Raw genomic sequence first — 26,944 nt, 5'->3', positions numbered from 1 at the left:
ACGACATGACCGTCGCACTGATCACCGGGGCCAACAAGGGCATCGGGTTCGAGACCGCCCGCCAGCTCGTGGCAGCGGGGCACGTCGTGTACGTCGGCGCGCGCGACGCCGCGCGGGGGGAGGCCGCCGCCGCGGTGCTCGGCGCCCGCACCGTGCAGCTGGACGTCACCGACGACGCCTCCGTGACCAGCGCCCTGGCGGCGATCGACGCGGCCGAGGGGAGGCTGGACGTGCTGGTGCACAGCGCGGGCGTCCTGGAGACGGGGCTCGACGGGCCCGCGGCGTCGAGGTCCTTCGAGACGAACGCCGTGGGGATCGTGCGCGTCACGCAGGCGGCGCTGCCCCTGCTGCGTCGGTCGCAGAACGCCAACGTCGTCACCATCTCGAGCAGCGCCGGCTCGTTCTGGGCGGTGACCAACCCCGAGCGGCCGGAGTTCGACCTGTCGCTCGCGCTGTACTCCGCGTCCAAGGCGGCGGCCACCATGCTGACGGTGCAGTACGCCAAGGCCGAGCCCGGCATCCGGTTCAACGCCGTCGAGCCGGGCACCACGGCGACCGACATGACCGCCGCCTTCGGCATCGGGCGCCCGGCGGCGGAGAGCGCCCGGGTCGTCGTGCGCCTGGCGACGCTGGGCCCGGACGGTCCCACCGGCACCCTCTCGGACGAGGACGGCCTCCTCCCGTGGTGAGCGCTCTGGCGCGTGCGCGGCAGGTTCCTCGCCCTCGGGCTCCACCGCGGCCAGGGGCATCGGCGGGCGCTTCCCCGGGTACGACGAAGGCCCCAGGTCGATGACCTGGGGCCTTGCGGGTGGGCGATACTGGGATCGAACCAGTGACCTCTTCCGTGTCAGGGAAGCGCGCTACCGCTGCGCCAATCGCCCCTTGGGGGAGTTGCTACGAGGTGGAGACGGGATTCGAACCCGTGTATACGGCTTTGCAGGCCGCTGCCTCGCCTCTCGGCCACTCCACCGGTGGAACCGGAGTCCACAACGGCTCGGAAAGCCGGCGGGGATGATTCTCCGAGCGGACGACGGGATTCGAACCCGCGACCCTCACCTTGGCAAGGTGATGCTCTACCACTGAGCCACGTCCGCACATCTCCGTCCCGCCGTTTCCGGCGTTCCGGGGTGCGTCGAAGACTCTAGACCAGGTTCGACGCAGGAGTCCAACCGGCTCCCGTGTGCCGCGGACCACGTGCCCGGGCACGCCGTCGCGGCGGGCGGACGGCGGGCGGACGAATCCCCGCGGCACGGTCACCGACGCGTCGCCGCAGGTCGGGCACTCGCGGCGCGGACGGGACGGCCGCCCGGGCGGCCCCGCTCGGTAGGTTGACGCCGTGCCCACGCCCGTCGCCCCCCGCCCCGGCCGGGCCTGGTTCGCCGGCGTCCGGGCGAGCGGCGTCGTCGAGCACGCGGACGTCCGCACGGACCCGGCTGCGCTCACGACACCGGGCTGGTGGGCGGTCGTCGGCACGTTCGAGGGCCGCGTCGACGCGTGGCGCTTCGCGGAGGTCGTCACGGGTGCCGGGGCCGACGCGCCCGTCGGTGACCCCGCCGCGTGGCAGGGCCCGCAGCCCGGCGGCTGGCGCACGTCCCTCGACCGGGAGGCGTACGTCGCGGCCGTCGACCGCGTGCGCCACCACGTCCGCGAGGGGGACGTCTACCAGGCGAACCTCTGCCGGGTGCTCGCGGCGCCGCTCCCGGCCGGGCCGGCCGGGCCGGACGCGGGGGCGCTGGCGGCGCGCCTGGAGGCCGGCAACCCGGCGCCGTACGCCGGCGGCGTCCACGTGCCGGGCGGGGGAGCGGACCCGGCGTGCTGGGTGGTCACGGCGTCGCCCGAGCTCTACCTGCGCCTGCGCGACGGTGAGCTCACGTCCGCGCCGATCAAGGGCACGGCGGCCACGGCCGACGGGCTCACCGCCAAGGACCGCGCCGAGAACGTGATGATCACCGACCTCGTCCGCAACGACCTGCAGCGCGTGTGCCGGCCGGGCACCGTCCGCGTGACGAGCCTGCTGGAGGTCGAGCACCACCCGGGCCTGGCCCACCTCGTCTCCACCGTCACCGGGACGCTCGCGGACGACGTGCGCGCCGCGCCCGACCTCGTGGCGCGCGTCCTGGACGCCACGTACCCGCCGGGGTCGGTATCGGGAGCCCCCAAGAGCTCGGCGCTGCGCGTCATCGACGCGCTGGAGACCGTGCCCCGGGGCCCGTACTGCGGCGTCGTCGGCTGGGTGCACGTCGGCGACGACGGTGACGTGCGCGCCGAGCTCGCCGTCGGCATCCGGACGTTCTGGTGGGCCGACGACGTGCTGCGGTTCGGCACCGGTGCCGGCATCACGTGGCACAGCGACCCGCTGCGGGAGTGGGACGAGACCGAGCTCAAGGCGGCCCGCCTGGTGGGCCTCGCGTCCGCGGCCCACCCACCACGCGCGGGCGGCGTCCCGGTGCGAGGATGAGTGACGTGGAGCACGTCATCTGGGCCGACGGCGGCCTGCACGGACCCGACGACCGCGTCCTCACGGCGGTCGACCACGGCCTGACGGTGGGGGACGGCGTCTTCGAGACGTGCGCCGTCTACGGCGGTCGCGCGTTCGCGCTCACCCGGCACCTCGCCCGCCTCGAGCGCTCCGCACAGGGCCTCGGGCTGCCGCCCGTGCCGATGGACGTCGTCCGGCGGGCGGTGGACGAGACCCTCGCCGCCGCCGGCGCCGAGGCGGGCCGCCTGCGCATCACGGTGACGGGCGGGCCCGGGCCGATGGGCTCGAACCGCGCGCCCTCCGACGAGCAGCGGCCGACCGTCGTGGTCGTCGCCGGACCGGCCGGCCGCGCCGAGACCTCCCGCGTCGTGCGGGTGCCCTGGGTGCGCAACGAGCGGTCGGCCGTGGCAGGCCTGAAGACGACGTCCTACGCCGAGAACGTCGTGGCGCTCGCGCGTGCGCGCGCCGCGGGCGCGGACGAGGCCGTCCTCGCGAACACGCGTGGCCTGCTGTGCGAGGGGACCGGCTCGAACGTCGTCGTCGAGATCGGGGGCGAGCTGCTGACGCCGTCGCTCGAGACCGGCTGCCTCGCCGGGATCACGCGGGCGCTCCTGCTCGAGTGGGGCGCCGAGGCGGGGCTGCCGGTCCGGGAGGCGGCGCCGGACGAGCTGCCGTGGGCCGTGCTCGACGAGGTCGCCGCGGGCCGGGCTCACCTGACGCTGTCGGGGTCCATCCGCAACGTGTCACCGGTCGTCCGGCTCGACGACGCGGACGTCGCACCGGGGCCGCTCTCCCTCGAGGCGCAGCGCGTCTTCCAGGAGCGTGCGGCTGCGGACATCGACCCCTGAGGGCGCCCCGGGACGGGGGACGACGACGGCCGGCCCCGCGAGGCGGGACCGGCCGTGGTTCGGTGCGTGGGTCGGGCGGTGGCGCGTGCGTCAGGCCGTCAGCAGCGCGGCGATCAGGGCGCTGATCTCGCTCTCCATGCGGTCGGACTCCGACCCCGTGGGGACGAGCGACTCGGTCGCGGCGAGGAACCGCACGAGCGGCTCGGTCGGCGCCGCCAGCAGCGCGCTGCCCTCGACCCCGCTGAGCGAGACCAGGGTGTAGTCGGGGTCGTCGTCGCGCCACACCTGGACGTCGCCGTCGCCCGCGGGCGCGTCGGCCGTCGCGTGCACACCCTGCGCGAGGAGCTCGCGGCCGAGCAGCCACGTCGACATCGTGTGGGCGCCGGTGAAGACCGCACGCACGGTGTAGGGGTCGGCGGTACGGAACGACAGCTCCGCGGACACCGGGATGACAGTGGCGTCGGACCCGATCAGCTGCATGGCGACGACCTCGACGGCGTCGTACGACGAATCCGTCATCGGGTCCTCCTGGTGACTGACGCCCGCGGGGGGCTGGGGAATTCACATCATGGCAGGCCACATGCCCGATTGGACCGGTCCGTGCGCACAGTTCACCCGCCCGGGCGTGCGGCAGGCGCGGCGTTCCCCCCGCCGTCCCTCGCGCAGGCTAGTGCCGTCGCCGCCGGGTGACCAGAGGGTGCCCCGTCGCGGCGTCGTCTGCACGCCGGGCGGCGCCGTCGGTGCGCTCCGCGGTCCGCTCGTGGCGGCCGCGACCCGACGACCGGTGGGGCGCGGGCCGGGGGAGCCGGGGCGCGTTTCGCCAACTGCCCGGGACGTCGGCTAGCATCGTGCACCGCAGCGGCCCACGGGCTGCGGCACCGGGCGATTGGCTCAGTGGTAGAGCGCCTCGTTCACACCGAGGAGGTCACTGGTTCGAACCCAGTATCGCCCACCACCCCGCGACGGCCCCCGACCCCACGGTCGGGGGCCGTCGTCGTCCCCGGCGCGTCGGCGGCCACCCGTCGCCGGGCGGGCGTGGGCGCTCCGGCCGTCCCGCCGCGGATCACCGTCCGACCTGCGCCTCGGCGACCGCGTGGAAGACTCCCGACGTGGACTTCCTCTCCGCCTACGCCCACGGCTTCGCCCGCGTGGCGGCGTGCACGGTTCCGGTGCGCGTCGCCGACCCGGCCGCCAACGCGGCGGCCGTGCTCGAGGCCGCGCGCCGCTGCGACGCCGACGGGGTGGCCGTCGCCGTGTTCCCCGAGCTGTGCCTCTCGGGGTACTCGATCGACGACCTCTTCCTCCAGGACACGCTGCTGGACGCGGTCGACGCCGCGCTGCGCGACGTCGTCGCCGCCTCGGTGGACCTGCGCCCGGTCCTGGTCGTCGGCGCGCCGCTCGTGCACGGCACGCGGCTGCTCAACGCCGCCGTCGTCGTGCACCGCGGGCGCGTGCTCGGGGTCGCGCCCAAGGCCCACCTGCCGACGTACCGGGAGTTCTACGAGCGCCGGTGGTTCGCGCCCGGCGACGACGTGCGCGGCACGACCCGGGTCGCCGGCCAGGAGGCCCCGATCGGCACCGACCTGCTGTTCGCGGCGACCGACGTGCGCGACCTCGTGCTGCACGTCGAGGTGTGCGAGGACATGTGGGTCCCCGTGCCGCCGAGCGCGACGGCCGCCCTGGCGGGCGCGACGGTGCTGGCGAACCTCTCGAGCAGCCCGATCACGGTCGGGCGCGCCGAGGAGCGGCGCCTGCTCGTGCGCTCCGCGTCGGCGCGGTGCCTCGCGGCGTACGTCTACGCGGCGGCCGGGCAGGGCGAGTCGAGCACCGACCTCTCCTGGGACGGGCAGACGCTCGTCTACGAGCTGGGGGAGGTGCTCGCCGAGGGCGAGCGCTTCGCCGACGGAGCGCTGCTGACGGTGGCGGACGTGGACCTCACGCGCCTGCGCCAGGAGCGCCTGCGGATGGGCACGTTCGACGACAACCGCCGCGCGCTCGGCATGGCAGCGGCGGGCGAGGACCGTCGCACGGTCCGGTTCACGCTGGAGCCGCCCGCCGGGGACATCGGCCTGCGCCGCGTGGTCGACCGCTTCCCCTTCGTGCCGGACGACCCCGAGCGTCTCGCGCTCGACTGCTACGAGGCCTACAACATCCAGGTGTCGGCGCTCGAGCAGCGGCTGCGCTCGATCGGCGACCCGAAGATCGTGATCGGCGTGTCCGGCGGGCTCGACTCGACGCACGCGCTCATCGTCGCCGCGAACGCGATGGACCGGCTCGGCCGCCCCCGCAGCGACATCCTCGCGTTCACCATGCCCGGCTTCGCCACCAGCGAGACGACGAAGGCGTCGGCGCTCGCGCTCATGGCGGCGCTGGGCACGACGTACGAGACCATCGACATCCGCCCGGCGGCGCTGCAGATGCTCACGGACCTGGGGCACCCCGCCGGCAAGGGGGCCGACGTCTACGACGTGACGTTCGAGAACGTCCAGGCAGGTCTGCGCACCGACTACCTGTTCCGGGCCGCGAACCAGCGCGGCGGCATCGTGCTGGGCACGGGCGACCTGTCGGAACTCGCCCTCGGCTGGTGCACCTACGGCGTCGGGGACCAGATGTCGCACTACGGCGTCAACGCCGGCGTGCCCAAGACGCTGATCCAGCACCTCATCCGCTGGGTGGTCGGGGAGCGCCACTTCGACGACGCCACGAACGCGGTGCTGCTGCGCGTGCTCGACCAGGAGATCTCGCCGGAGCTGGTCCCCGTGCGCGAGGGCGAGCGGATGCAGAGCACCGAGGACGTCGTCGGCCCGTACGGGCTGCAGGACTTCACGCTGTTCCAGGTGCTGCGGCACGGGATGCGGCCCTCGCGGATCGCGTTCCTCGCGTGGCACGCCTGGCACGACGCGGCGTCCGGGGCCTGGCCGCCCGGCTTCCCGGCGGAGCGCCGCGCGGAGTACGACCTGCCGGAGATCCGGCGCTGGCTGCAGGTCTTCGTCCGCCGCTTCTTCGCGCACCAGTTCAAGCGCTCCGCCCTGCCCAACGGCCCGAAGGTCAGCGCGGGCGGGACGCTGTCGCCGCGCAGCGAGTGGCGCATGCCGTCGGACGCCAGCGCCGCGGCGTGGCTCGCCGAGATCGAGGCGCACGTGCCCGAGCGGCTGCCCTGAGCCCTCGTGCGCCGTACGGCTCGCCCGGGCCGGGTCGGTAGCATCGACACGCCCGCTCGGCGACCGCCGACCTGCCGCACCGCGGTGCGGGCGCACGACAAGGAGCCTGCACCCGTGCCCGAACTCATGGACCTCACCGTCGACGGCGTCGCACGACAGGTGGAGGCGGGCACGACGGGCACCGACCTGTTCGGCGACCGCCGCGAGGTCGTCGTCGTGCGCGTGGACGGCGAGCTGAGGGACCTCGCGCTCCCGCTGCCCGCGGGCGCGGGCGTCGAGGCCGTCACGATCGACTCCCCGGACGGGCTCGCGGTGCTGCGGCACTCGGCGGCGCACGTGCTCGCGCAGGCGGTGCAGGAGGTCAACCCGAAGGCGCGCCTGGGCATCGGCCCGCCCATCACCGACGGCTTCTACTACGACTTCGACGTCGAGACCCCCTTCACCCCCGAGGACCTCAAGGCCCTCGAGAAGGTCATGAACCGCATCGTCAAGGAGGGGCAGACCTTCCGGCGGTGGGACGTCACCGAGGCGCAGGCGCGCGAGGTCCTCGCCGACGAGCCGTACAAGCTCGAGCTGATCGGGCTGAAGGGCGAGGCGGGCGACGCGGCCGAGGGCGCCTCGGTGGAGGTGGGGCTCGGCGGGCTGTCGATCTACCAGAACGTCCGCGGCGCGGGCCGCGAGTCCGAGACGGTCGTGTGGCAGGACCTGTGCCGCGGCCCGCACCTGCCCAGCACCCGGCTGATCGGCAACGGCTTCCAGCTGACCCGGTCGGCGGCGGCCTACTGGCGCGGCTCGGAGAAGAACCCGCAGCTGCAGCGCGTGTACGGCACCGCCTGGCCCAGCAAGGACGAGCTCAAGGCGCACCTCGAGCGCATCGCCGAGGCCGAGCGGCGCGACCACCGGCGCCTGGGCAGCGAGCTCGACCTCTTCTCCTTCCCGGAGGAGATCGGCTCCGGGCTGTCGGTGTTCCACCCCAAGGGCGGGATCATCCGCATGGAGATGGAGGAGTACTCGCGCCGCCGGCACGTGCAGGCGGGGTACTCGTTCGTGAACACCCCGCACATCACCAAGGAGCAGCTCTTCCAGGTCTCCGGACACCTCGACTGGTACGCCGACGGCATGTACCCGCCGATGCAGCTCGACGAGGAGCGCGACGCCGACGGGCACGTGAAGCGGGCGGGGCAGAACTACTACCTCAAGCCCATGAACTGCCCGATGCACAACCTGATCTTCCGCTCGCGCGGGCGCTCCTACCGTGAGCTGCCGCTGCGGCTGTTCGAGTTCGGCACCGTGTACCGGTACGAGAAGTCGGGCGTCGTGCACGGCATGACCCGCGGGCGCGGCTTCACGCAGGACGACGCGCACATCTACTGCACGCGCGAGCAGATGCAGGACGAGCTCACGAGCCTGCTCACCTTCGTCCTGGACCTGCTCAAGGACTACGGGCTCGACGACTTCTACCTCGAGCTGTCGACCCGCAACCCCGAGAAGTCGGTCGGCTCCGACGAGGTGTGGGAGGAGGCGACCGAGACGCTGCGCGCGGTCGCGGAGGCCTCCGGCCTGGACCTCGTGCCCGACCCCGGCGGCGCGGCGTTCTACGGCCCGAAGATCTCGGTGCAGGCCAAGGACGCGATCGGCCGCACGTGGCAGATGTCCACGATCCAGCTCGACTTCAACCTGCCGGAGCGGTTCGAGCTCGAGTACACGGCGCCCGACGGGACGCGGCAGCGCCCCGTGATGATCCACCGCGCCCTGTTCGGCTCGATCGAGCGGTTCTTCGCCGTGCTCACCGAGCACTACGCCGGTGCCTTCCCCGCGTGGCTCGCGCCCGTGCAGGTGCTCGCCGTGCCCGTCGCCGAGCCGTTCGAGCCGTACCTCGACGAGGTCGTCGCGCGCCTGCGGGCCGAGGGGATCCGCGCCGAGGTCGACCGGTCCGACGACCGCTTCGGCAAGAAGATCCGCAACGCCAGCACGCAGAAGATCCCGTTCGTGCTCATCGCCGGCGGCGAGGACGCGGAGGCCGGCGCGGTGTCCTTCCGCTACCGCGACGGCCGCCAGGACAACGGCGTGCCGGTCGACGAGGCGGTCGAGCGCATCGTGGCCGCGGTGCGCGACCGCGTGCAGGTCTGACGTGACCGGGTCGGACGCCCCGGAGGACGCCGCCGGGTTCGCCGGCGAGCCGGACGGCTTCGACCGGCTGTGGACGCCGCACCGGATGGCGTACATCGGCGGGCAGGACAAGCCGGCGGACGACGCCGCGGGGGAGGGCTGCCCGTTCTGCCGTGCCCCCGGCCTGCCGGACGCCGACGGACTCGTCGTCGCGCGCGGCGAGGTCGCCTACGTCGTGCTCAACCTGTACCCGTACAACGCGGGGCACGCCCTGGTCTGCCCGTACCGCCACGTCGCCGACTACACCGAGCTGACCGACGCGGAGGTCGCCGAGGTCGCCGAGCTCACGCGGACCACCATGCGCGTGGTGCGCGCGGTCTCGGCGCCGCACGGGTTCAACCTGGGCATGAACCAGGGCCAGGTCGCCGGGGCCGGCATCCGGGCGCACCTGCACCAGCACGTCGTCCCCCGCTGGGGCGGCGACGCCAACTTCCTGCCGATCGTCGCGCGCACCCGTGCGCTGCCCGAGCTGCTCGCCGACACGCGCGACCGGCTGGCGGCGGCGTGGCCGGGCGCTGCGAAGGAGTGACCAGCACGTGCTGAGCCGACTGCGGGGCGCCATGACGCGCCTGTGGACACCTCTCGCCGACGCGCTCCTGCGCGCCGGCGTCTCGCCCGACGCCGTGACGGTCGTCGGCACCGTCGGTGTGGTCGTGACCGCGCTGTGGGCCTTCCCGACGGGACACCTCCTGCTGGGTGCCCTCGTGATCACCGTGTTCTCGCTGACGGACTCCCTCGACGGCGTCATGGCGCGCCGCGCGGGCCGGTCCGGCCCGTGGGGCGCGTTCCTCGACTCGACGCTCGACCGCTTCGGGGACGCGGCGGTCTTCTCCGGCCTGGTGGTCTGGTACGCCGGCGGCGGTGACGACCGCACGACCGCGGCGCTGGCCCTCGCGTGCCTCGTGCTCGGGTCGGTGGTGCCCTACGCGCGGGCGCGTGCCGAGGGCCTCGGCATGACCGCGAGCGGCGGCATCGCCGAGCGCGCCGACCGGCTGTTCGCCGTGCTGGTGGCCGCGCTCGTGGTGGGCCTGGGGGCGCCGACCGCGGTCATGACGGTCGTGCTCGCGCTGCTCGCGCTCGCGTCCGCGGTGACGGTCGCACAGCGGGTCGCCGCCGTGCACCGGCAGGTCCGGGAGGGCGCCCGATGAGCATCGACGTCGCCCGGGCCTACCAGCTGGCCTGGCGGTACGGGCACCGGGTCCCGGGGCCGGTGGTCCGCGCCGTGACCACCGTGGCCGCCGACGCGACGTGGGCCCGCCGCGGCGCGGGGGTGCGGCGCCTCGAGGCCAACCTCGCGCGGGTCCGGCCCGACCTGGACCCGCGTGCGCTCCGGCGCCTGTCCCGCGCCGGGATGCGCTCCTACCTGCGGTACTTCGGCGAGGTCTTCACCCTGCGCCGGCTGACGACCGACCAGCTCGCCGCGCGCGTGCGCGTGACGGGCGCCGACAACGTCCTGCCGCACCTCGACGCGGGGCGGCAGGTGGTGCTCGCGCTCGCGCACATGGGCAACTGGGACCTCGCCGGCGCCTGGTCGACGCAGCACCTGGCGCCCGTGACCACCGTCGCGGAGCGCCTGCAGCCCGAGGAGCTGTTCGAGGAGTTCGTCGCCTTCCGCGAGAGCCTCGGGCTGGCCATCCTGCCGCTGACGGGTGGCGGTGACGTCTTCCGCGAGCTCATGCGCGTGGTGCGCACCGGGCCCGGGCTGCTGCCGCTGCTCGCGGACCGGGACCTCACCGCCCGGGGCGTCGAGGTCGACCTGTTCGGCCACCGGGCGCGCGTCGCGGCGGGGCCGGCCGCGCTGGCGGTGAGCAGCGGCGCCCCCCTGGTGCCGACCGCCGTCACGTACGAGCGGCTGCGCGGCGCGCGGCGGCGTGCCGCCGGCGGGCCGTGGGGCGTCGTCATCTCGTTCCTGCCCGCGGTCGAGCTGCAGGCCGGCGTGCCGCGCAGCGAGCAGGTGCGCGCGGCGACGCAGGCGTGGGTCGACCAGGTCGCCGAGGCGATCCGCGCGCGCCCGCAGGACTGGCACATGCTGCAGCGCGTGTTCGTCGCGGACCTCGACCCTGCCCGCGACGCGGCCGTCCGCGGGGACGCCGCGCCCCCGGCGGCGACGACGACCGGGGGAGTTGCGCCGTGAGCGCGCCCGCGCCCGGACGCCCGCTGCGCGTCGGGATCGTGGTCCCGTACTCGTTCGACGTGCCCGGTGGTGTGCAGTTCCACGTCCGCGACCTCGCGGAGGCGCTCATCGCACGCGGTCACGAGGTCTCCGTGCTCGCGCCGGCGGCGGACGACACGCCCGTCCCGCCGTACCTGGTGCCCGCGGGTCGCGCGGTCCCCGTGCGCTACAACGGTGCCGTCGCACGCATGACCTTCGGTCCCGTGACGGCGAACCGCGTGCGCCGGTGGCTGGCCGCGGGCCGCTTCGACGTGCTGCACCTGCACGAGCCCGTCACCCCCAGCCTGGGCATGCTGGCGCTGTGGATCGCCGACGGGCCGATCGTCGCCACGTTCCACACCTCGCTCGTGCGGTCGCGGTCGCTGCAGGCGGCGTACCCGCTGGTCCGGCAGTCCCTCGAGAAGATCTCGCTGCGCATCGCCGTCTCGGAGGACGCCCGCCGCACGCTCGTCGAGCACATGGGCGGCGACGCGGTCGTCATCCCCAACGGCGTGTGGGTCGAGCCGTTCGCGGCGGCGCCCCGCGACCCGCGGTGGACCGGCACGCCGGAGGCGCCGACCATCGCCTTCCTCGGCCGGCTCGACGAGCCGCGCAAGGGCCTGTCCGTGCTGCTGCGCGCCATGCCGGCCGTGCTCGACCGGCACCCGGGTGCCCGGCTGCTCGTCGCGGGCAGTGGCGAGACCGGCGAGGAGCAGGTCCGCGAGGCCCTCGGGCCGCGCGCGGGCGCGGTCGAGCTGCTCGGCTCCGTCAGCGAGGAGGACAAGGCACGGCTGCTCACGTCGGTCGACGTGTACTGCGCGCCGCAGACGGGCGGCGAGAGCTTCGGGATCGTGCTGGTCGAGGCCATGTCCGCGGGGACGACCGTCGTCGCGAGCGACCTCGGCGCGTTCACCCGCGTCCTCGACGACGGCGAGGCCGGCGTGCTGTTCCGGACCGGCGACCCCGCCGACCTCGCGCGCACGCTCCTGTCGGTGCTCGCCGACCCGGCACGGCGGGCGCGCGTGACCGCGCACGCGTCCCGCGTGGTGCACCGGTACGACTGGTCGGCCGTGACGGACCAGGTGCTCGCCGTGTACGAGATGGCGGTCGCGGGCGGCGACGCCCCGGTCGGCGAGGACCCGTCCTCGCTGCGCGGCGCGCGCCTGCTCGACCTGCGTCGGAGCCGGGGATGAGCGGCGGCGCGTGGACCGACGTCGCGCTGGTCGTCGTCGCCGTCCTGGCGCTGCTCGGATGGCTCGTGTGGGTGCGTGCGAGCCGGCTCGACCGGCTGCACCGCAAGGTCGGGGCGTCGCGCGCGGTCGTGGAGGCGCAGCTCGTGCGGCGCGCGACCGTGGCGGCCGAGCTCGCGACGAGCGGGCTCCTCGACCCGGCCAGTGCGGTGGTCGTCGGGGAGGCCGCACGGGCGTCCCTCAGCGCGAGCGGGTCCGCGGGCGACGTCCCGGTCGACCTGCTGCCGGCCGACCTGCGCGCCCTGCTGGGCGCCGACCCCGGCGCGCCGGCTCCCGGACCGTCGTCGGGCGAGGACCGCGGTCAGGCGGAGAGCGAGCTGACGGCCGCGCTGGACGAGGTGCTCGACGACGCGGACGAGGTCGCCGCGATCGCCGCCGAGCCCGCCGGCGAGGAGCTCCTCGACTCCCTCGCCGCCGCCTGGTACCGCGTCCAGCTCGCGCGGCGGTTCCACAACGAGGCGGTCGCGCAGACGCAGCGCGTGCGCCGCGGACTCGTCGTGCGCACCCTCCGGCTGGCCGGGCACGCGCGGGAGCCGCGCACGCTCGAGCTCGACGACGCCTGGCCCCAGGGGCTCGCCCGCCCGGGCGAGAACGCCGCCGCACGTGGTGGTGGGACGCGCGGGTCCGGCGCCGGTGCGACGACCTAGGATGGGCGGGTCCTGACCACGGCGGCCGGCGCTCGAGTGCGCGCCCCGGAGCGTCTCGTCCCGCACCCCGACCGAAGAGGCCCGCAGTGACCGAGAACACCCAGCACAGCGCCCCCGCCGGCGAGGTCGGCACCGCGCGCGTGAAGCGCGGCATGGCGGAGATGCTCAAGGGCGGCGTCATCATGGACGTCGTCACGCCCGAGCAGGCGAAGATCGCCGAGGACGCCGGTGCGGTCGCCGTCATGGCGCTCGAGCGCGTCCCGGCGGACATCCGCGCACAGGGCGGTGTCGCGCGCATGAGCGACCCCGACCTGGTGGACGGGATCATCTCGACCGTCTCGATCCCGGTCATGGCGAAGGCCCGCATCGGGCACTTCGTCGAGGCCCAGGTCCTGCAGAGCCTCGGTGTCGACTACGTCGACGAGTCCGAGGTGCTCACGCCGGCCGACTTCGCGCACCACATCGACAAGTGGGCCTTCACGGTGCCGTTCGTGTGCGGTGCCACCAACCTCGGCGAGGCCCTGCGCCGCATCACCGAGGGCGCGGCCATGATCCGCTCGAAGGGCGAGGCCGGCACGGGCGACGTCTCCAACGCGACGACGCACATGCGCACGCTCCGGGACGAGATCCGCCGCCTGACGTCGCTGCCCGAGGACGAGCTGTACCTCGCGGCCAAGGAGCTGCAGGCGCCGTACGACCTCGTCAAGGAGGTCGCGACCGCGGGCCGGCTCCCCGTCGTGCTGTTCACGGCGGGCGGCATCGCGACGCCGGCCGACGCGGCGATGATGATGCAGCTCGGGGCCGAGGGCGTGTTCGTCGGCTCGGGGATCTTCAAGTCCGGCAACCCGGCCGAGCGTGCCGCCGCGATCGTCAAGGCCACGACGTTCTACGACGACCCGGACGTCATCGCCAAGGTCTCGCGCGGCCTGGGCGAGGCCATGGTCGGCATCAACGTCGACGACGTGCCGGTGCCGCACCGCCTCTCCGAGCGCGGCTGGTGACGACGACCGACCCCCAGGACCACGGCGCCGCCCCCGGCCCGAGCGCGGCCGGGGGCGGCGCCGTCCGCGGCTTCGGGCCGGAGTGGCGGCGCGGCGAGGACGGCCTGCTGTTCCGCCGGGCGGCGCGCGTCATCCTGCTCGACGAGCACGACCGGGTGCTGCTCGTGCGCGGGCACGACGCCGACCAGCCGGAGCGGTCGTGGTGGTTCACCGTCGGCGGCGGCCTCGACGACGGCGAGGACGTGCGCGCGGCCGCCGTGCGCGAGGTCCGCGAGGAGACGGGCATCGCGCTGGCGGTGGACGCACTGGTGGGCCCGGTGTTCACGCGCTCGGCGATCTTCGACTTCTTCGCGCAGCACTGCCGCCAGGACGAGGAGATCTTCCTGGCGCGCGTGAGCTCGGCGGACGTCGGGGCCCTGTCGCGCGCCGGCTGGACCGACGTCGAGCAGGACGTGATCGACGAGCTGCGCTGGTGGGACCTCGACGCGCTGGCCGCGGTGGACCTCGAGGTGTTCCCCGAGGACCTGGCCGAGCTGGTCCGCTCGGTGCTGGTGTGGGACGGGCGCGTGCGGCACCTCGGGCTCACGCGCGAGTGACGCGCTCCGCCGCCTCGCCTGTGCGTACCCGTCGGTAACGTCCCCGTGACCTGACGGGGCTACCGTCCCGGCCATGCCGCGACCCGCCCCCTCGTCGCCCGTGGCGCGCATCCCGCGCTCCGGCATCCGCACCGTCATGGACCTCGCGCTGCGCGACCCCGAGGCGATCCACCTGGAGATCGGGGAGCCCGACGCCCGCCCGGCGGCGCACGTGGTCGACGCGGTCGCGGCGAGCGCCGCCGCCGGGCTCACGGGCTACACGTCCAGCATCGGGATGGCGAGCCTGCGCGAGGTCGCCGCCGAGCGCGTCACGGCGCGGCAGGGCCGGGAGGTCACCCCCGACCGGGTCGTGGTCACGCACGGGGCGATGCACGGCCTGGCGATGGCGCTGGCCACGCTCCTCGGTCCCGGCGACGAGGTCCTGGTGCCCGACCCCGTGTTCCCCAACTGGGAGATGGCGGCCGTCGCCGCGTCCGCGCGTCCCCGCCGCTACCGCACGCACGCCGCGGCGGGCTTCGTGCCGCGGCCGGCCGACGTCGAGGCCCGCATCACCCCGCGAACCCGCGCGCTCCTGCTCTGCTCGCCGAACAACCCCACGGGTGCGGTGTACCCGCCCGACGTGCTCGCACGGCTCGTCGACCTCGCGCGACGGCACGACCTGTGGGTGCTCTCCGACGAGTGCTACGAGGCGATCACCTACGGCGTCCCGCACGTCAGCCCGGCGGTCTTCGACACCGACGGCCGCGTCCTCGTGTTCCACAGCCTGTCGAAGACCTACGCCCTCACGGGCTGGCGAGCGGGTTACGCCGTGGTGCCCGACCCGGCGGTGGTCGAGGCGATCGGGCACCTCGCGGAGGCGACCGTCGCGTGCCCGTCCACGACCGGTCAGCTGGCGGCGCTCGCCGCCCTCACGGGGCCGCAGGACGGCGTGGCGTCCGCCGTCGCGTCGTACCGCGAGCGACGCGACGCCGCCGTGACGCTCCTGCGGCAGCGCGGCGTCCGGCACGTCGTCCCGGACGGGGCGTTCTACCTGATGGTCGACGTGGGCCGCGCGGACACCGAGGCCTTCGCCCTCGACCTGCTCGCGCAGCGGCACGTCGCGGTCGCTCCGGGGGCGACGTTCGGCGACGCCGCGGCCGGGATGGTGCGCGTGTCCCTCGCCGCGCCGCGCGGCGACCTGCTCGAGGGCCTCGCGCGGCTGGCCGACCAGGTCGCGACGGGCCGCGGCGGCGCCGCCGGGCCGGCGGGTCTCGCTGCGGCACGCTGACGCTGCGCTGCCGCACGCGCGACCTAGGATCGACGCCCGTGAGCCCCACGATCGGTGTCCTGGCCCTGCAGGGCGACGTGCGCGAGCACGTCGCAGCCCTCCGGCACGAGGGCGCGACGGCGGTCGGCGTGCGCCGACCGAGCGAGCTCGACGCGGTCGACGCGCTCGTCGTGCCCGGCGGGGAGTCGACGACGATGGACAAGCTGCTGCGGGCCTTCGACCTGCACGAGCCGGTGCGCGAGCGCCTGCGCGCCGGCATGCCGGCCTACGGCTCCTGCGCCGGCATGATCCTGCTGGCCGACCGCATCATCGGCGGCATCGACGGGCAGCAGACCCTCGGGGGCGTGGACATCACGGTGCGGCGCAACGCGTTCGGCCGGCAGGTCGACTCCTTCGAGACCGACCTGGTCATCGACGGCGTCGAGGACTCCGCCGACGACCCCGTGCACGCCGTGTTCATCCGGGCGCCCTGGGTGGAGGACGTCGGGCCCGCCGCGACCGTCGTCGGCCGGGTGGGGGAGGGCGCCGCCGCCGGTAGGATCGTCGCGGTGCGCCAGGGGCCTGTGCTCGTCACCTCGTTCCACCCGGAGGTGACCGGGGACACCAGGGTGCACCGCCTGTTCGTGCAGATCGTCCGCGACAGCCTCTAGGCCGCGGGCCCGCACCGCCGCGGTGCAGGGGAGCGCGTCACGCAGGCCGGCCGAGACGGAGGGTAGACGGGGCATGTCGGGACATTCCAAGTGGGCCACCACGAAGCACAAGAAGGCCGTGATCGACGCGAAGCGCGGCAAGCTCTTCGCCAAGCTGGTCAAGAACGTCGAGGTCGCGGCGCGCACGGGCGGGGGTGACCCCGCCGGCAACCCGACGCTGTTCGACGCCATCCAGAAGGCGAAGAAGTCGTCGGTGCCCAACGACAACATCGACCGCGCGCTCAAGCGCGGCTCCGGCCAGGAGGCCGGCGGCGCCGACTACCAGACGATCATGTACGAGGGCTACGGCCCCGGCGGCGTGGCGGTGCTGGTCGAGTGCCTCACGGACAACCGCAACCGGGCCGCCTCGGACGTGCGCGTCGCGTTCACGCGCAACGGCGGGCAGATGGCCGACCCCGGGTCGGTGTCGTACATCTTCAGCCGCAAGGGCGTGGTCATCGTGCCCAAGGAGGGCACCGACGAGGACGCCGTCATGGAGGCGGTGCTCGAGGCCGGCGGCGAGGAGGTCACCGACCTCGGCGACCAGTTCGAGGTGCTGTCCGAGGCGACCGACCTGGTGCCCGTGCGCAGCGCGCTGCAGGACGCCGGCATCGAGTACGACTCCGCGGACGTCGTGTTCTGGCCGTCGACGCAGATCGAGGTGGACGCCGACGGCGCCCGCCGGATCCTCAAGCTCATCGACGCCCTCGAGGACTCCGACGACGTGCAGAACGTGTACGCGAACTTCGACGCCTCTGACGAGGTCATGGCGCAGCTCGACGCCGAGTGACGCACCGCGACGCGCCGGCACCCGCACGGGGCCGGCGCGTCGCCGTGTCCGGGGCCGCCTGCGCGGGGCGGGCGCCCGCGCCTGCGACGATGTGCGCGTGCGCGTCCTCGGAGTCGACCCCGGTCTCACCCGCTGCGGCCTCGGCGTCGTCGACGGGCTGCCGGGTCGCCGCCTGCGGATGGTCGCGGTCGACGTCGCGACGTCGGAGCCGGGCCTCGACGTCGACCAGCGCCTGCTGCTGATCGAGCGGCGGATCGAGGAGTACCTCGAGGAGCACGCACCGGACACGGTCGCCGTCGAGCGGGTGTTCGCGCAGCACAACGTCAGCACCGTCATGGGGACCGCGCAGGTGGCCGGCCTCGCGCTCGTCGCCGCCGCGCGGCGACGGATACCGGTCGCGATGCACACGCCCAGCGAGGTCAAGGCCGCTGTCACGGGCAGCGGGCGCGCCGAGAAGGCGCAGGTCCAGGAGATGGTCCGGCGGCTGCTCGAGCTGGAGGTCGCCCCGCGCCCCGCCGACGCCGCCGACGCCCTCGCCCTCGCCATCTGCCACCTGTGGCGGCCCGCCGGTGCCCTCGGGGCGCCGCAGCGCGCCCCCGGGTCGCTGACCGCCGCCCAGCGGGCGTGGGCGGCCGCCGAGCAGGCGGCCCGGCGCCGCGCATGAGCGTGTCGTTCGTACAGGTGTTCGCCTCCTGTGGCACAGTGTCCGGCGGTGCGCGCGGCTCGTCGGCCGCGCGCGGGAACGGGAGGTGCGTGCGGTGATCGCGTCCGTGCACGGGACGGTGCTGACGGTGCGGCTCGACGCCGCGGTCGTCGAGGTCGGCGGCGTCGGCATGCTGGTGCAGGCGACCCCCACCACGCTGGCCGGCCTGCGCGTCGGCACCGCCGCCCGGCTGTTCACGTCGCTCGTCGTGCGGGAGGACTCGCTCACGCTGTTCGGCTTCGCCGACGCGGACGAGCGCGACGTCTTCGAGGTCCTGCAGACGGTGACGGGCGTCGGACCCCGCCTGGCCCTGGCCATGCTCGCGGTGCACACGCCGGACGGCCTGCGCCGCGCCGTCGCGGAGGAGGACCTTGCCGCACTCATGCGGGTGCCGGGCATCGGCCGCAAGGGCGCCCAGCGCATCGTCCTGGAGCTGGGGGACCGGCTGGGTGCGCCCGCGCCGGCCGCCGGTGGGCCCGCGCGCTCCGCCGCCGCAGCCGACCACCGCGAGCAGGTGGTCGACGCGCTCGTGGGGCTCGGCTGGCCGCTGCGTGCCGCGCAGGACGCGGTCGCGGGCGTGCTCGACGGCGGCAGCGAGCCGGTCGGCGCCGAGGAGGTGCCGGGCGTGCTGCGTGCGGCGCTGCGGGTGCTGGGTGGCTCGCGTGCCTGAGGCGCCGCCGCCGGCCGGTGACGACGCGGTCCCCGAGTCGCTCGTGCGGGCGGGCGCGGACGAGCTCGAGCGTGCCGCCGAGGCGGCGCTGCGCCCACGCCGCCTCGAGGAGTTCGTGGGGCAGCGCGTCGTGCGCGACCAGCTCTCGCTCGTGCTGCAGGCGGCGCTCAACCGGGGTCGCGCACCGGACCACGTCCTGCTGTCCGGTCCGCCCGGGCTCGGCAAGACGACCCTCGCGATGATCATCGCCGCCGAGCTCGGCGCGTCGTTGCGCGTGACGAGCGGCCCCGCGATCCAGCACGCGGGCGACCTCGCCGCGGTGCTGTCCTCGCTCGAGGAGGGCGAGGTGCTGTTCATCGACGAGATCCACCGACTCGCGCGCCCCGCCGAGGAGCTCCTGTACGTCGCGATGGAGGACTTCCGGGTCGACGTCGTCGTCGGCAAGGGCGCCGGGGCCAGCGCCATCCCGCTGTCGCTGCCGCCGTTCACGGTCGTCGGGGCGACGACGCGCGCGGGCCTGCTCCCGGCACCGCTGCGCGACCGCTTCGGCTTCACCGGTCACCTGGACTTCTACGCCGACGACGAGCTGGAGCGCGTGCTGATGCGGTCGGCGGGCCTGCTGGACGTCCCGCTCGAGGGGCGCGCCGCGGCGGAGATCGCGTCCCGCTCGCGCGGCACCCCCCGCATCGCGAACCGCCTGCTGCGGCGCGTGCGGGACTGGGCGGAGGTGCGGGGCGACGGCCGCCTCACCCTGAGCGCCGCGCGCGCCGCGCTCGAGGTCTACGAGGTGGACGAGCGCGGGCTGGACCGGCTCGACCGGTCGGTGCTGCAGGCGCTGTGCCTGCGGTTCGGCGGGGGACCGGTCGGCCTGACGACGCTCGCGGTCGCGGTGGGCGAGGAGCCCGAGACGGTCGAGACCGTCGCCGAGCCGTTCCTCGTCCGCGAGGGGCTCGTGGGCCGGACGCCGCGCGGTCGCGTGGCCATGCCCGCCGCGTGGGACCACCTCGGTCTGGAGCGCCCGGCCCCGGCCGACACGCTGTTCGGCTAGCGGCGCGGGGGCCCGCGGGAACCCTCGCCGGCGGACGGACGTTGGAGGCTCCGGCCGCGGCGCCTAGACTGCGGCGGACGTCGACACCGATGCGGAGAATCCCGACCTCATGGACTACTCGTTCCTCATCATCCTGCTCGTCGCCTTCGCGGCGCTGTGGTTCATGTCGAGCCGCACCCGCAAGCAGCAGCGCGAGATGGCTGACCTGCGCACCAACCTCCAGGTCGGCGACGAGGTGATGACGGGCTCGGGGCTGTTCGGCACCGTCACGGCCGTCGAGGGCGACGTCGTGACGCTCGAGTCCACGCCGGGTTCCGAGACCCGGTGGCTCAAGGCCGCGATCGCGCGCCGGGTCGACCCGCCCGTCGTCGACGACGTCGAGGTGGCGGAGGAGGACCCGAGCGACGCGGACGAGCGCGACCGGGTCATCGAGGTCCCCGACGACCTGTCGTCGCTGCCGCCGGAGAACCCGCGGCGCGACGACGACACCGACAGGAAGTGACCGTCGGCCCGGGCGACGACGCCCGGGCCTGGATCCCACCAGCCGCCCACCGGCCGGTGCGCGCACGAGAGAAGAACTGCGTTGGCTCCTCCTCCTCCCCGCCGTGAACGGCCGATCCGTACGCTCGTAGCGCTCGGCGTGCTGATCGGCGCGATCTTCGCCACGCTCCTCGCCGGCAGCCGCTGGAGCGACGCCGAGCTGACGCCGAGCCTCGCGCTGGACCTCGAGGGCGGGACGCAGGTCATCCTGCAGCCCGTCGCCGAGGCCGAGGGTGCCGTCACGGCGGACACGATCGACCAGGCGATCGGTGTGATCCGCCAGCGCGTCGACGCGTCGGGTGTCGCCGAGGCGGAGATCACCAGCCAGGGCGGCTCGAACATCGTCGTCTCCCTGCCGGGCCGGCCGAGCGACGAGACGCTGGCCCTCGTCCGCACGTCCGCGCAGATGGAGTTCCGTCCCGTGCTGGCGGTCGGCGCGCCGACGCCGACCGTGGACCCGGAGGCGTCCGCCGACCCGGCGGCCGAGGGCGCCACGGACGGGCAGACGGCGGCACCCGCCGACCCGGCCGCACCGGCCGACCCCGCCGCGCCGGCGGACCCGGCGGCGGAGGCGGAGGAGCCCTCGGACGAGCCGGCCACCGCCGAGCCGACGAGCCCGAGCGACCTCGCGTACTACGTCACGCCGGCGGTGCAGAAGCAGTTCGAGGAGCTCGACTGCACGCTCCCCGAGAACCGCACGGGCGGTGTTCCGGGTGACCCGGAGAAGGCGTTCGTCACGTGCGACCAGACCGGCACGGCGAAGTTCATCCTCGGACCGGTCGAGATCGAGGGCTCGGACATCGACACCGCCACGTCGGGGCTGCGCACCCTGCAGAGCGGCGCGACGACGAACGAGTGGGTCGTCAACCTCGAGTTCACGTCGGCCGGCACGCCGAAGTTCACCGAGACGACGACGCGCCTCGCGACGCAGCAGCAGCCCCTCAACCAGTTCGCGGTCGTGCTCGACGCGCTCGTCATCTCCGCCCCCTCGGTCAACGAGGTGATCCCGAACGGCCAGGCGGAGATCTCCGGCACGTTCACGCGCGACTCGGCCGCCGCGCTCGCCAACCAGCTGAGCTTCGGGTCCCTGCCGATCAGCTTCGAGGAGCAGAGCGTGCAGCAGATCTCCGCGACGCTCGGTGCCGAGCAGCTGCGCAACGGCCTGCTCGCCGGTCTGCTGGGCCTGCTCCTCGTCGTCGTCTACTCGCTCTTCCAGTACCGCGCGCTCGGTCTGGTGACCGTCGCGTCCCTCGTGGTCGCGGCGATCCTCACCTACGGCGTCATCACGCTGATGTCCTGGACCCAGGGGTACCGGCTCTCGCTGCCCGGCGTCGCCGGTGTCATCGTCGGCATCGGTGTCACGGCCGACTCGTTCATCGTCTACTTCGAGCGCATCCGCGACGAGCTGCGTGACGGGCGCTCGCTCGCCGCGGCGGTCGACCGCGGGTGGGAGCGCGCGCGGCGCACGATCATCGCGTCGGACGCCGTGAACTTCCTCGCGGCCGTCGTGCTCTACGTGCTGGCCGTGGGCGGCGTGCGCGGCTTCGCGTTCACGCTGGGCCTGACGACGCTGGTCGACCTGCTCATCGTCTTCTGGTTCACGCGCCCGCTCATGCAGCTGCTCGCGCGGACCCGGTTCTTCGCCGAGGGCCACCCCGCCTCCGGGCTCGACCCGCGCCGCCTCGGCGTCGACACACCGCGCGTGCGCTACACCGGCCGTGGCCGCGTGAGTACCGGCGCCGCCGGACCGACCCCCGCCGGCACCCGGGTGGGCGCGCTCGACGCGCCGGCCGACCCGAAGGCGCCCGTCCGCCGCGAGCAGCCCGTCGCGGCCGGCGTCGGAGGCCTCACCATCGCCGAGCGCCGGGCGGCCGCCCGTGCCGCGCAGGCAGATCCGAGCGGGCCGGCCGACGCCGACGACGGGCCCGACGCCGGCAGGTCCACGACCGACGCGCCCTCCGGGCGCCCCGAGGGGAGCGACCACTGATGGCCTCCGGATTCGCCCAGTGGGGCAACGACCTCTACACCGGGAAGCGCTCGTACGACGTGGTCGGCAACCGCCGACGCTTCTACCTGTTCTCCGGCCTGCTCGTCCTCGTCTCGCTCGTGCTGCTCGTGCGCCCGGGGCTCAACCCCGGCATCGACTTCCGGGGCGGCTCGCAGTTCACGGTGTCGGATGCCGCGAACCTCGACCAGGACCTCGCCGTCGAGACGGTGCAGTCCGTCGCCCCGGACGAGGTGGCCCGCGTGACCACCGTCGGTGGCGACTCGCTGCGGATCCAGACCGCGCAGCTCGCGTCCTCGGAGGTCGCCGAGGTGCGCGACGCGCTGGCCGCCGCGTACGACGTGCCGACCGAGGACGTGACGAGCGAGTTCATCGGCCCGACGTGGGGCCAGGACGTGTCCGAGAAGGCCATCACCGGCCTGGGCGTGTTCCTGCTGCTCGTCATGGGCGCGATGACGCTGTACTTCCGGAACTGGCGGATGGCCGCCGCCGCGATCATCGCGCTGTTCCACGACCTCATCGTGACGATGGGCATCTACGCCGCCGTCGGCTGGGAGGTCACGCCCGCCACCGTCATCGGGTTCCTGACGATCCTCGCCTACTCGATCTACGACACGGTCGTGGTCTTCGACAAGGTGCGGGAGAACACCGCGGACGCGCTGGTCCAGACCCGGTTCACGTACGCCGAGAAGGCGAACCTGGCGATGAACCAGACGCTCGTCCGGTCGATCAACACGTCGGTCGTGGCGCTGCTGCCGGTCCTGTCGATCCTCGTCGTCGGCGCGTTCATCCTCGGCGCGGGGACGCTGCGTGACATCGCGCTGTCGCTCTTCGTCGGCATGCTCGTCGGCACGTACTCGTCGATCTTCCTCGCGACGCCGCTCGAGGTGTCGCTGCGTGAGCGCGAGCCCGCGGTGCGCAAGCACACCGCCGAGGTGCTGGCGCGGCGCGCGGCCGCGGCGACGGAGGGCGGCGAGCACGAGGGCGTCCTCGCGGGCGCACCGCGTGCCACGGCGGCGCTGCGCCCCGGAGGACACCTGGGTCAGGCGGCGCAGCCCCGGCGGAAGCAGCGGTGAGCGCGCTGACCGAGGGGGCACGCGCGGACCTCGTGCGCCGCGTCGACGGCCTCATGCGGACGGTGCCGGACTTCCCGGAGCCGGGCGTGCTGTTCCGCGACATCATGCCGCTGCTCGCCGACCCGGTGGTCTTCGCGGAGGTGGTGGCCGCGCTGGCGGCGGACGCCCCGGGCCCGATCGACCTCGTCGCGGGCATGGAGGCCCGCGGGTTCCTGCTCGCGGCACCGGTGGCGATGGCGCTCGGTGCCGGCGTGGTGCCGGTCCGCAAGGCCGGCAAGCTCCCCGGTCCGGTCGCCTCGGCGACGTACGCGCTCGAGTACGGGACGGCGACGGTCGAGGTGCAGCCGTTCACCGTCCCGGACGGCTCCCGCGTGCTGGTCATCGACGACGTCCTCGCCACGGGGGGCACCGCCGCCGCGACCGTCGACCTCCTGGAGCGCTGCGGTGCCGAGGTCGTCGGCCTGAGCTTCCTCGTGGAGCTCGGGGCGCTGCGCGGGCGCGACCTGCTGCCGGGCCGCGCCGTGGACGTGCTCCTCACGCTCTGACCCGCGGAGCGCGGCTGCGACCCGCGGCCGCGACCGCGGGTCACCCGTGCGGACCGCCCGCGTGCGGGTGTCGTGACCTGCGGACGTAGACTCGTTCGACCAGGACCGCACCGTCTGCCGTCCGAGGACGGCGGGCGGCGCCGGTCCGTGGCGACGGGTCAGGGGAGGGGGTGCCGTGAACGAGAAGGTCAAGGCCGGGCCGCCGGACGCGGCCGCGCCCACTCCCGCGGGCGAGTCGCCCGCGACCGGGCAGACGCCCGGCACGGGGGTACCGGCGGCCGGCGAGGGCGGGGACGGCGCGGCGTCGTCCACCAGCCGCGTCCGGGCACGCCTCGCGCGCCTGTCGGGCCGGTCGGCGGCGACCTACCCGGCCCTGGAGCCGGTGCTGCAGGCCGTGCGCATGAACCACCCGAAGGCCGACCTCTCGGCGATCGAGCAGGCGTACGTCGTCGCGGAGCGGGCGCACCGCGGCCAGATGCGCAAGAGCGGCGACCCCTACATCACGCACCCCGTCGCCGTCGCGACGATCCTCGCGGAGCTGGGCATGACGCCGTCCACGCTCGTCGCCGCCCTGCTGCACGACACGGTCGAGGACACGGACTACTCGCTGGAGCAGCTGCGCCGCGAGTTCGGGCCCGAGGTCGCCATGCTCGTCGACGGCGTCACGAAGCTCGACAAGGTGGCCTACGGCGACGCCGCGCAGGCGGAGACCGTCCGGAAGATGGTCGTGGCGATGTCGCGCGACATCCGGGTCCTCGTGATCAAGCTCGCCGACCGGCTGCACAACGCCCGCACCTGGAAGTTCGTCGCGGCGGCCTCCGCCGAGAAGAAGGCGCGCGAGACCCTCGAGATCTACGCGCCGCTCGCGCACCGGCTCGGCATGAACACCATCAAGTGGGAGCTCGAGGACCTCTCGTTCGCGACGCTCTACCCCAAGGTGTACGACGAGATCGTCCACCTCGTCGCCGAGCGCGCCCCCGCGCGCGAGGAGTACCTCGCCACGGTCCGCGACCAGGTCGGCGCCGACCTGCGCAGCGCGAAGATCCGGGCGACGGTGACGGGCCGGCCCAAGCACTACTACTCGATCTACCAGAAGATGATCGTGCGCGGCCGCGACTTCGCCGACATCTACGACCTCGTGGGCGTCCGCGTCCTGGTCGACACGGTCCGCGACTGCTACGCGGCCCTCGGTGCCCTGCACGCGCGGTGGAACCCGGTCCCCGGCCGGTTCAAGGACTACATCGCCATGCCGAAGTTCAACCTGTACCAGTCGCTGCACACGACCGTGATCGGCCCGGGCGGCAAGCCCGTCGAGATCCAGATCCGCACGCACGACATGCACCGGCGCGCGGAGTACGGCGTCGCGGCGCACTGGAAGTACAAGGAGAACGCCAAGGACGGCGCGCAGGACGGCAACGACATGCAGTGGCTGCGCCAGCTCGTCGACTGGCAGCGCGAGACGTCCGACCCCACCGAGTTCCTCGACCTGCTCCGGGACGAGATCGCCGGGGCCGAGGTCTACGTCTTCACGCCGAAGGGTGACGTGCAGGCGCTGCCGGCGGGTTCGACGCCCGTCGACTTCGCCTACGCGGTGCACACCGAGGTCGGCCACCGCACGATGGGCGCCCGCGTCAACGGCCGCCTCGTGCCGCTGGACTCGACGCTCGAGAACGGCGACGTCGTCGAGATCTTCACCTCGCGCTCCGAGACGGCGGGGCCCAGCCGCGACTGGCTCGGCTTCGTCAAGAGCCCGCGCGCCCGCAACAAGATCCGGCAGTGGTTCACCAAGGAGCGCCGCGAGGAGGCGATCGAGCACGGCAAGGACGCCATCGCCAAGGCGATGCGCAAGCAGAACCTGCCGATCCAGCGGCTCATGTCGCACGAGGCGCTCCTGGCGCTCGCGCACGAGATGCGGTTCGCCGACGTGTCGGCGCTGTACGCGGCGGTCGGCGAGGGGCAGGCGTCGGCGGCGTCCGTCGTGCAGCGGCTCGTGCACTCCCTCGGCGGCGAGCCGGCGGCCGAGGAGGACCTCGCCGAGTCGGCACGCCCCGGCCAGCCCGCCCGGCGCGTGCGCACGGGGGACCCCGGCGTGGTCGTCAAGGGCGTGGACGACGTGTGGGTCAAGCTCGCGAAGTGCTGCACGCCGGTGCCGGGCGACGAGATCCTGGGGTTCGTCACGCGCGGGCAGGGCGTCTCCGTGCACCGCACCGACTGCATCAACGTCGAGGCGCTGCGCCGCCAGCCGGAGCGGCTCGTCGACGTCGCCTGGTCGCACACGAGCTCGCAGCTGTTCCTCGTGCAGATCCAGGTGGAGGCGCTCGACCGCAGCAGGCTCCTCTCGGACGTCACCCGCGTGCTGTCCGACCACCACGTCAACATCCTCTCGGCGTCCGTGTCCACGTCGCGCGACCGGGTGGCGCTGTCGCGGTTCGTCTTCGAGATGGCCGAGCCGTCGCACCTGGCGTCGGTCCTGGCGGCCGTGCGCAAGGTCGAGGGCGTCTTCGACGTCTACCGCGTGACCGGGTCGCGCGCCGCCGAGGAGCCCGTCATCCGGGCCTGACGGCGGCGCGCCGGCCGTCGACGGCGGCCACCTCGCGCACCAGCTCGCGTGCGCGGCGGACCCCGCGGTGCCCGTCCAGCCGGTCCAGAGCGGCGGCCGCCGCGTCGAGGTCGACCCCGCAGTGCACGACCAGCCGGGCGACCGCCGCCCGGGCGGCCTCCCGCTCCTCCCACCGGGCGACGTCCAACACGGTCCGCAGCGGGGCCGTGACGCGGACGGACCCCAGCACGGCGAGGTCGGTCGTCGGGAGCGCGGCCTCCGCGATCCGTCGGTCCGGGTGCGGGTCGGGGCGGCGCGCGCCCGAGGGCACCAGCACGTCCACCCGGCGCGGCGCGGTGCCGCCGGTGTGCACCCAGACAGCCGTCAGGCGACCCACCGCGCCGCGGGCCGGGACCAGCGACGCCACGGCAGCAGCGCGGGCCGGCGCCGTCTCCGCCGTGCCGGCGGTCCGCGCCGCGGACCCCCACAGCGGCACGAGGAGGCCGTCGGCCACCATGCCCGCCCACGCCAGCGGACCGACGTCGGCGCGGTGCACGACCGCCGGCAGCGTGAGCGGCCGGGGCCGCAGCCGCGCGAGCGCCCGGGGAACCGCCGGGGCGGTGCGGGTGGCGCGTGCGCCGGTCTGCGTGCGGTCGAGCGGCGGGCGGGGCGGCGAGGTCGTCACGTCGCCAGGATGGCGCGCCGCACGGTCGTGACGCGCCGAGGGCGCCCGTCCTGTGGACGGGCGCCCTCCCACGGTGGCCCCGGT

General features: G+C 74.7%; 25 protein-coding genes and 4 tRNA genes. 24 read left to right on the top strand and 5 right to left on the bottom strand.

Going from position 1 to position 26,944, the window contains the following annotated elements; translation table 11 throughout:
* Positions 1-5: 5 nt before the first annotated feature.
* A complete protein-coding gene (locus E5225_RS09040; protein ID WP_135972368.1) occupies positions 6-689 on the top strand; it encodes an SDR family NAD(P)-dependent oxidoreductase in 684 nt (227 codons plus the stop codon).
* 120 nt (positions 690-809) lie between these two features.
* On the opposite strand, the gene E5225_RS09035 is transcribed toward E5225_RS09040, so the two are convergent.
* From E5225_RS09035 to E5225_RS09025, 3 genes are all read right to left on the bottom strand, one after another.
* A tRNA-Val gene (locus E5225_RS09035) sits at positions 810-881 on the bottom strand.
* An 18-nt stretch (positions 882-899) separates the two neighbouring features.
* Positions 900-970, bottom strand: a tRNA-Cys gene (locus E5225_RS09030).
* Between the two features lie 52 nt (positions 971-1,022).
* A tRNA-Gly gene (locus E5225_RS09025) sits at positions 1,023-1,094 on the bottom strand.
* 242 nt (positions 1,095-1,336) lie between these two features.
* Between E5225_RS09025 and E5225_RS09020 the strand changes: the two genes are divergently transcribed.
* Both E5225_RS09020 and E5225_RS09015 read left to right on the top strand, forming a co-directional pair.
* Complete coding sequence (locus tag E5225_RS09020) at positions 1,337-2,458, top strand: chorismate-binding protein (protein ID WP_135972367.1); 1,122 nt, start codon at positions 1,337-1,339, stop codon at positions 2,456-2,458.
* Between the two features lie 5 nt (positions 2,459-2,463).
* The gene (locus E5225_RS09015; RefSeq protein ID WP_135972399.1) at positions 2,464-3,327 is read left to right on the top strand and encodes an aminotransferase class IV; all 864 of its coding nucleotides are present in this window, start codon (positions 2,464-2,466) and stop codon (positions 3,325-3,327) included.
* A gap of 90 nt (positions 3,328-3,417) precedes the next feature.
* Here E5225_RS09015 and E5225_RS09010 read toward each other — a convergent pair whose 3' ends face one another.
* Positions 3,418-3,846, bottom strand: coding sequence for an SsgA family sporulation/cell division regulator (locus E5225_RS09010; protein ID WP_135972366.1), 429 nt, complete (start codon positions 3,844-3,846; stop codon positions 3,418-3,420).
* A gap of 361 nt (positions 3,847-4,207) precedes the next feature.
* Between E5225_RS09010 and E5225_RS09005 the strand changes: the two genes are divergently transcribed.
* The 21 genes from E5225_RS09005 (at position 4,208) to E5225_RS08905 (ending at position 26,196) form a co-directional block, all read left to right on the top strand.
* Positions 4,208-4,282: transfer RNA gene (locus E5225_RS09005), tRNA-Val, on the top strand.
* A 154-nt stretch (positions 4,283-4,436) separates the two neighbouring features.
* On the top strand, positions 4,437-6,488 hold the full coding sequence (locus tag E5225_RS09000) for an NAD(+) synthase (protein ID WP_135972365.1): 2,052 nt from the start codon (positions 4,437-4,439) through the stop codon (positions 6,486-6,488).
* A 126-nt stretch (positions 6,489-6,614) separates the two neighbouring features.
* Positions 6,615-8,618, top strand: a complete 2,004-nt coding sequence (thrS, locus tag E5225_RS08995) for a threonine--tRNA ligase (protein ID WP_135972398.1) — start codon at positions 6,615-6,617, stop codon at positions 8,616-8,618.
* Between the two features lies 1 nt (position 8,619).
* Entirely contained in the window at positions 8,620-9,186 is a 567-nt protein-coding gene (locus tag E5225_RS08990) for an HIT family protein (RefSeq protein WP_243738102.1), read from the top strand.
* Between the two features lie 7 nt (positions 9,187-9,193).
* Positions 9,194-9,805, top strand: a complete 612-nt coding sequence (pgsA, locus tag E5225_RS08985; RefSeq protein WP_135972364.1) for a phosphatidylinositol phosphate synthase — start codon at positions 9,194-9,196, stop codon at positions 9,803-9,805.
* A complete protein-coding gene (locus E5225_RS08980) occupies positions 9,802-10,791 on the top strand; it encodes a phosphatidylinositol mannoside acyltransferase (protein WP_135972363.1) in 990 nt (329 codons plus the stop codon). Before pgsA ends, E5225_RS08980 begins: the two co-directional genes overlap by 4 nt.
* A gap of 23 nt (positions 10,792-10,814) precedes the next feature.
* On the top strand, positions 10,815-12,002 hold the full coding sequence (locus E5225_RS08975) for a glycosyltransferase family 4 protein (RefSeq protein WP_166435897.1): 1,188 nt from the start codon (positions 10,815-10,817) through the stop codon (positions 12,000-12,002).
* A complete protein-coding gene (locus E5225_RS08970) occupies positions 11,999-12,706 on the top strand; it encodes a hypothetical protein (RefSeq protein WP_135972361.1) in 708 nt (235 codons plus the stop codon). The genes E5225_RS08975 and E5225_RS08970 overlap by 4 nt, the downstream gene beginning before the upstream one ends.
* A gap of 86 nt (positions 12,707-12,792) precedes the next feature.
* Positions 12,793-13,707, top strand: a complete 915-nt coding sequence (pdxS, locus tag E5225_RS08965) for a pyridoxal 5'-phosphate synthase lyase subunit PdxS (protein ID WP_135972360.1) — start codon at positions 12,793-12,795, stop codon at positions 13,705-13,707.
* Positions 13,704-14,303, top strand: a complete 600-nt coding sequence (locus tag E5225_RS08960) for an NUDIX hydrolase (protein ID WP_424945118.1) — start codon at positions 13,704-13,706, stop codon at positions 14,301-14,303. Before pdxS ends, E5225_RS08960 begins: the two co-directional genes overlap by 4 nt.
* 73 nt (positions 14,304-14,376) lie before the next feature.
* Complete coding sequence (locus tag E5225_RS08955; RefSeq protein WP_135972359.1) at positions 14,377-15,570, top strand: pyridoxal phosphate-dependent aminotransferase; 1,194 nt, start codon at positions 14,377-14,379, stop codon at positions 15,568-15,570.
* A 38-nt stretch (positions 15,571-15,608) separates the two neighbouring features.
* Positions 15,609-16,220 (top strand): pyridoxal 5'-phosphate synthase glutaminase subunit PdxT, encoded by a 612-nt coding sequence (gene pdxT / locus E5225_RS08950; RefSeq protein WP_135972358.1) that lies wholly within the window; start codon positions 15,609-15,611, stop codon positions 16,218-16,220.
* A 73-nt stretch (positions 16,221-16,293) separates the two neighbouring features.
* Positions 16,294-17,049, top strand: a complete 756-nt coding sequence (locus E5225_RS08945) for a YebC/PmpR family DNA-binding transcriptional regulator (protein ID WP_135972357.1) — start codon at positions 16,294-16,296, stop codon at positions 17,047-17,049.
* 97 nt (positions 17,050-17,146) lie between these two features.
* Positions 17,147-17,713, top strand: a complete 567-nt coding sequence (ruvC, locus tag E5225_RS08940; protein WP_135972356.1) for a crossover junction endodeoxyribonuclease RuvC — start codon at positions 17,147-17,149, stop codon at positions 17,711-17,713.
* Positions 17,714-17,807: 94 nt separating this feature from the next.
* Entirely contained in the window at positions 17,808-18,422 is a 615-nt protein-coding gene (gene ruvA, locus E5225_RS08935) for a Holliday junction branch migration protein RuvA (RefSeq protein ID WP_135972355.1), read from the top strand.
* Positions 18,406-19,470, top strand: a complete 1,065-nt coding sequence (gene ruvB / locus E5225_RS08930) for a Holliday junction branch migration DNA helicase RuvB (protein WP_166435894.1) — start codon at positions 18,406-18,408, stop codon at positions 19,468-19,470. Before ruvA ends, ruvB begins: the two co-directional genes overlap by 17 nt.
* A 109-nt stretch (positions 19,471-19,579) precedes the next feature.
* Complete coding sequence (yajC, locus tag E5225_RS08925; protein WP_135972353.1) at positions 19,580-19,972, top strand: preprotein translocase subunit YajC; 393 nt, start codon at positions 19,580-19,582, stop codon at positions 19,970-19,972.
* A 138-nt stretch (positions 19,973-20,110) separates the two neighbouring features.
* Positions 20,111-21,997 (top strand): protein translocase subunit SecD, encoded by a 1,887-nt coding sequence (gene secD / locus E5225_RS08920; protein ID WP_135972352.1) that lies wholly within the window; start codon positions 20,111-20,113, stop codon positions 21,995-21,997.
* Complete coding sequence (secF, locus tag E5225_RS08915; protein WP_135972351.1) at positions 21,997-23,091, top strand: protein translocase subunit SecF; 1,095 nt, start codon at positions 21,997-21,999, stop codon at positions 23,089-23,091. Before secD ends, secF begins: the two co-directional genes overlap by 1 nt.
* 5 nt (positions 23,092-23,096) lie before the next feature.
* Positions 23,097-23,636 (top strand): adenine phosphoribosyltransferase, encoded by a 540-nt coding sequence (locus E5225_RS08910; RefSeq protein WP_208012461.1) that lies wholly within the window; start codon positions 23,097-23,099, stop codon positions 23,634-23,636.
* A 175-nt stretch (positions 23,637-23,811) separates the two neighbouring features.
* Positions 23,812-26,196: a RelA/SpoT family protein gene (locus E5225_RS08905; protein WP_135972350.1), complete on the top strand. Its 2,385-nt coding sequence runs from the start codon at positions 23,812-23,814 to the stop codon at positions 26,194-26,196.
* On the opposite strand, the gene E5225_RS08900 is transcribed toward E5225_RS08905, so the two are convergent.
* Positions 26,183-26,860: a type IV toxin-antitoxin system AbiEi family antitoxin gene (locus E5225_RS08900; RefSeq protein ID WP_135972349.1), complete on the bottom strand. Its 678-nt coding sequence runs from the start codon at positions 26,858-26,860 to the stop codon at positions 26,183-26,185. The two genes, E5225_RS08905 and E5225_RS08900, sit on opposite strands and share 14 nt — an antisense overlap.
* Positions 26,861-26,944: the final 84 nt, after the last annotated feature.

The organism is Cellulomonas shaoxiangyii, assembly GCF_004798685.1.
In the GTDB taxonomy this organism is placed as follows: domain Bacteria; phylum Actinomycetota; class Actinomycetes; order Actinomycetales; family Cellulomonadaceae; genus Cellulomonas; species Cellulomonas shaoxiangyii.
This window is presented reverse-complemented; position numbering and strand designations above follow the sequence as displayed.

Bases quoted from the DNA above. Each gene is read 5' to 3' on its own strand.
- yajC (WP_135972353.1), top strand. From the start codon at position 19,580: ATGGACTACTCGTTCCTCATCATCCTGCTCGTCGCCTTCGCGGCGCTG.
- E5225_RS08955 (WP_135972359.1), top strand. From the start codon at position 14,377: ATGCCGCGACCCGCCCCCTCGTCGCCCGTGGCGCGCATCCCGCGCTCC.
- E5225_RS08945 (WP_135972357.1), top strand. From the start codon at position 16,294: ATGTCGGGACATTCCAAGTGGGCCACCACGAAGCACAAGAAGGCCGTG.
- E5225_RS08980 (WP_135972363.1), top strand. From the start codon at position 9,802: ATGAGCATCGACGTCGCCCGGGCCTACCAGCTGGCCTGGCGGTACGGG.
- E5225_RS09040 (WP_135972368.1), top strand. From the start codon at position 6: ATGACCGTCGCACTGATCACCGGGGCCAACAAGGGCATCGGGTTCGAG.
- secF (WP_135972351.1), top strand. From the start codon at position 21,997: ATGGCCTCCGGATTCGCCCAGTGGGGCAACGACCTCTACACCGGGAAG.
- E5225_RS08970 (WP_135972361.1), top strand. From the start codon at position 11,999: ATGAGCGGCGGCGCGTGGACCGACGTCGCGCTGGTCGTCGTCGCCGTC.
- thrS (WP_135972398.1), top strand. From the start codon at position 6,615: ATGGACCTCACCGTCGACGGCGTCGCACGACAGGTGGAGGCGGGCACG.
- E5225_RS09010 (WP_135972366.1), bottom strand. From the start codon at position 3,846: ATGACGGATTCGTCGTACGACGCCGTCGAGGTCGTCGCCATGCAGCTG.